General features: G+C 47.6%; 7 protein-coding genes. 1 reads left to right on the forward strand and 6 read right to left on the reverse strand.

All coding sequences use genetic code 11. The features are described 5' to 3' along the window. From K6123_RS22990 to K6123_RS23010, 5 genes are all read right to left on the reverse strand, one after another. Positions 1-187 (reverse strand): hypothetical protein (locus tag K6123_RS22990; RefSeq protein WP_221801955.1); only part of this gene is annotated, 187 nt, incomplete at its 3' end. Positions 188-354: 167 nt separating this feature from the next. Next, positions 355-495, reverse strand: a complete 141-nt coding sequence (locus K6123_RS22995; RefSeq protein ID WP_221801957.1) for a hypothetical protein — start codon at positions 493-495, stop codon at positions 355-357. A gap of 19 nt (positions 496-514) precedes the next feature. Further along, positions 515-724, reverse strand: coding sequence for a hypothetical protein (locus K6123_RS23000; RefSeq protein ID WP_221801959.1), 210 nt, complete (start codon positions 722-724; stop codon positions 515-517). Positions 725-737: 13 nt separating this feature from the next. Continuing rightward, positions 738-1064: a hypothetical protein gene (locus tag K6123_RS23005; RefSeq protein ID WP_221801961.1), complete on the reverse strand. Its 327-nt coding sequence runs from the start codon at positions 1062-1064 to the stop codon at positions 738-740. 73 nt (positions 1065-1137) lie between these two features. Next, positions 1138-1389: a hypothetical protein gene (locus tag K6123_RS23010; protein WP_221801963.1), complete on the reverse strand. Its 252-nt coding sequence runs from the start codon at positions 1387-1389 to the stop codon at positions 1138-1140. 167 nt (positions 1390-1556) lie between these two features. Here K6123_RS23010 and K6123_RS23015 point away from each other — a divergent pair, with 167 nt between their 5' ends. Then, complete coding sequence (locus K6123_RS23015) at positions 1557-1835, forward strand: hypothetical protein (protein ID WP_221801965.1); 279 nt, start codon at positions 1557-1559, stop codon at positions 1833-1835. A gap of 123 nt (positions 1836-1958) precedes the next feature. On the opposite strand, the gene K6123_RS23020 is transcribed toward K6123_RS23015, so the two are convergent. Continuing rightward, positions 1959-2807: a hypothetical protein gene (locus K6123_RS23020; RefSeq protein WP_221801966.1), complete on the reverse strand. Its 849-nt coding sequence runs from the start codon at positions 2805-2807 to the stop codon at positions 1959-1961. Positions 2808-3158 lie beyond the last annotated feature (351 nt).

Here is a 3158-nt window from a genome sequence, read left to right on the forward strand (position 1 = left end):
TGGAAATAATAGTTTGAACGCCGGAATAGCTGGGGCAATTTTCAGCGGTTGTCAGCTTTTCGGTGTTTGTCAGGGTATTGCGATAACCAAACGGACACTGTTCACCGAGGGATGTAGCACTGGCCACGGGAGCCCATAACCCCAACACCAGCAGGCATATCAGGGACAGGAAAGACCAGGCGTTCACGACGCGCTCCAGAACAGATCACGGCAAACGACCATGCCCATGACAAACATCGCGAAGTAATAGAATTCGGCCATGGGATGCGTCCTTTCGGTGGATGGGCTGAGAGTTGAAATCGGGTTAGGGAAAAGGGCGGTTGCCCGCCCTTCGGTGTTGCAGGTGGTGCTGGATCAGGAAGTCCAGAGGGCTTTCTTAGCCAGCGAGATGCCTTTCACAGCCACGCTGGCCACGAAAACAGCGGCAGCGATGGCGGCAATGGCAGTCATGGCGGTACCCATGTCAGCCGCAGCGATGATGGCGGTATAGTCCATAGTCTTTCTCCTTCAGGGGTTATGAAAAAAGAGCGCGCTTTGCGAGTTTGACGCCCACCAAACCGGCATAGATGGGCACCAAAATCGCGAATCCAGCACCGAACGCCAGCGCAAGCTGATCGGGCTGTACGTCATTCGCCGGGGTGGTGTAAGCCACCCAGGTCGAACACTGGGGGTTACCGCTGTTGCTGATCGTCAGGTCGTTGGATTCACAGACGAGGTATTGCATAGCGGTACCCTAATCAGCTGGCTTTGGGTGCGGTGGCAGCTTTACTGCGCGACTCAGTGCTGCTGCCGTTGTCATCCTTGGCAATGGCGATGCAGCTCTGTTGAATGGTGTTTTTGGATACCCGGTTTTGAACAACCAGGTTCACTTTTTTGGGGAAGTCACTCAGTTGGTCGGTGAGTTCCTGAAATACAGTGAGGTTGGCTTTCAGCTTGGCCGGACGGTAACCCTTGAGGCTGTTGTCTGACGGATCAGCTTCCATGACGGAAAGCGATACGTGGTCAACGCCGTCAATGTGGTAGTGGTTAGCCCCCAGTACCAGGGCAGGCATGATGAATTGCATGGTGGTGTTCCTCTTGTGACCCCTAGGGTGGTCTTGAGCCCGGCGCGGGGTGTGGAGCCGGTCTATGATGGATTCAGGAGGCAGCCAAAAACCGCTGCATGCGCTGTTCGTTCAGTTCGGTGCGGATCATGAAAGCGAAGGCTTTCATTTCCTTGGGGTCGACTTCGGCAGTGATCTGCCAGATCAGGTAACGGACGGCCAGTTCTGGCAACAGGACGGAGTCGTCCCGGAAGCAGGCGCGATACTCGTTAAGGGCATCACAGGGGAGTGGTGGTACCAGTTCGGCTTGAACCGGGATGGGCGGGTGAACGGTGGCGTATGGCATTTTGGTGGCCCCTTGCCTTTCCACGCTGCCGGGTTAGCGGCAGTTCGTGGTAGGCTGCTGGTTGGGTTTGGTAATAAAGGCGCTGCAACGTCATTACCTATATACTAGTCTATTAACTATATTCTAAGCAATTAATGCCTAGTATTTAGTCGGTTGATTTTTTTGATATGGAAACACCACTAGATAGATTCAAGCTATTGATTCGAATCGAAGACGTGAAAATGCCCTGGCTAGAACAGGCAACTGGAATAGAAAAAAAACGCTGGTCTAACGTGCGGGATGGAAACGCGAAAATGCTCGCTGCAGAAATCCAGGCATTGGGAGAAGTTTGGCCGGAGTACGCTTATTGGCTCGCTTCAGGGAAAGAATTACCAGCAGCAGGCCAAATCAGTCCGATGACGAAGTGGGAGCAACAGAGATCCCAGACACCGCCAACGGCCGGTTAATTTCGAGACGTGTTGCCAGGCAATGGAAGACTTGGGCAACACAACAAGGACGTTATGACGAAGATAATCAATAACGCCCCTCAACGGGGGCTTTATTTAGTAAATATATGCAAGCAAGATTTTTTAGAAGTTTGTTTCCAACCCTATTTTAAACAAATCGTCGAAGTAATCTTTATTGTCGAAAGGCTTCAACCATCTCCCAGAGATTGCAATCTTATTATCAAAAGCCCACTTAATCTCAACTTCGCTTGATAGTATTGACTTGTCGAAATCCACAGCCTCCCCATTGGCATCCAAAACAGGGGAGAAAAGCTGAGTAGGGTTATCGATATTTACATGGGAGTATACGATTTTTGCAGACGCGGAAAGATACCCAGAAGTTTCACTCGATTCATCGGAAATAATTGGAAAAAGTACAGCAGCTCCAACTCTAACAGTTTGTCCAAAAGCAGTATCAGAATTACCATCTGTATCAGTGAAATCTTTAAAGCTCAAAGTGATATCACCTCCAAGCGAACAATGCCCAATGGAGTTTGTATCTGAAAGAAAAGCACAAAATCCATCGCCAGAACTCTGATAAGTCCATAACAAGGGGAATTTTATAGCAACGCCTGATTCTGGGTCGATAAACTTCTCAGTATTTACCTCATCTTGATTTTCATCTCCGCCATCACTGGCTGCTTCATCGCTATAATAAAGCTGAAATGGTAGTTTTTTATCCCCACCGAACCAAATGTAATAATTTACAGCATTGATTTTTATCGATTGAGAATCCCCTGATTTGCTGACTGATAAACCACCAAAAATAGAATCAGTCTCCCCAAATTTGAAAAACTTAAACTCACCTTTTACTTCTTGAGGCGACAAACCCTCAGTCAATTTCGTGGTCGTTTCAGAAAATACACTCGTAAAAGGATCAGCCGCTTCAGCAAAGTTGGAAACTAGAATCCCAAATAAAAATAATTTCTTCATCAGTCTCTCCATAGATAACGCAATCAAAAATCATGATTGAAGCACAATTCTACATGCCAGAATGAATTGTCCTTTTCCAAAATCATCTTACAGTGACAGATGCAAAATTATCAATTTTCAATCTGTTGAATGTCAAGATCGTTACTTTTTAAAGGCCGACCAAATCAATTCCATCTTGCTTGGAAACTTCAGGTGTTCTGGCCAGAGGAAGTAGAAGCCATATTGTCTGTTCTGGTTGAATAACCCGGACACCTCAAGAAGAGATAAACTCTTCTCAGCCAGAGGTGCCAACCATGAGTCAGAAACGCAGTTACAAACAGTACCCACAAGAATTTAAGGATGAAGCCGTTG

Source organism: Oceanobacter mangrovi, from assembly GCF_019740315.1.
Classification (GTDB): Bacteria; Pseudomonadota; Gammaproteobacteria; order Pseudomonadales; family Oceanobacteraceae; genus Oceanobacter; species Oceanobacter mangrovi.

Bases quoted from the DNA above. Each gene is read 5' to 3' on its own strand.
- K6123_RS22995 (WP_221801957.1), bottom strand. From the start codon at position 495: ATGGACTATACCGCCATCATCGCTGCGGCTGACATGGGTACCGCCATG.
- K6123_RS23000 (WP_221801959.1), bottom strand. From the start codon at position 724: ATGCAATACCTCGTCTGTGAATCCAACGACCTGACGATCAGCAACAGC.
- K6123_RS23005 (WP_221801961.1), bottom strand. From the start codon at position 1,064: ATGCAATTCATCATGCCTGCCCTGGTACTGGGGGCTAACCACTACCAC.
- K6123_RS23010 (WP_221801963.1), bottom strand. From the start codon at position 1,389: ATGCCATACGCCACCGTTCACCCGCCCATCCCGGTTCAAGCCGAACTG.
- K6123_RS23015 (WP_221801965.1), top strand. From the start codon at position 1,557: ATGGAAACACCACTAGATAGATTCAAGCTATTGATTCGAATCGAAGAC.
- K6123_RS23020 (WP_221801966.1), bottom strand. From the start codon at position 2,807: ATGAAGAAATTATTTTTATTTGGGATTCTAGTTTCCAACTTTGCTGAA.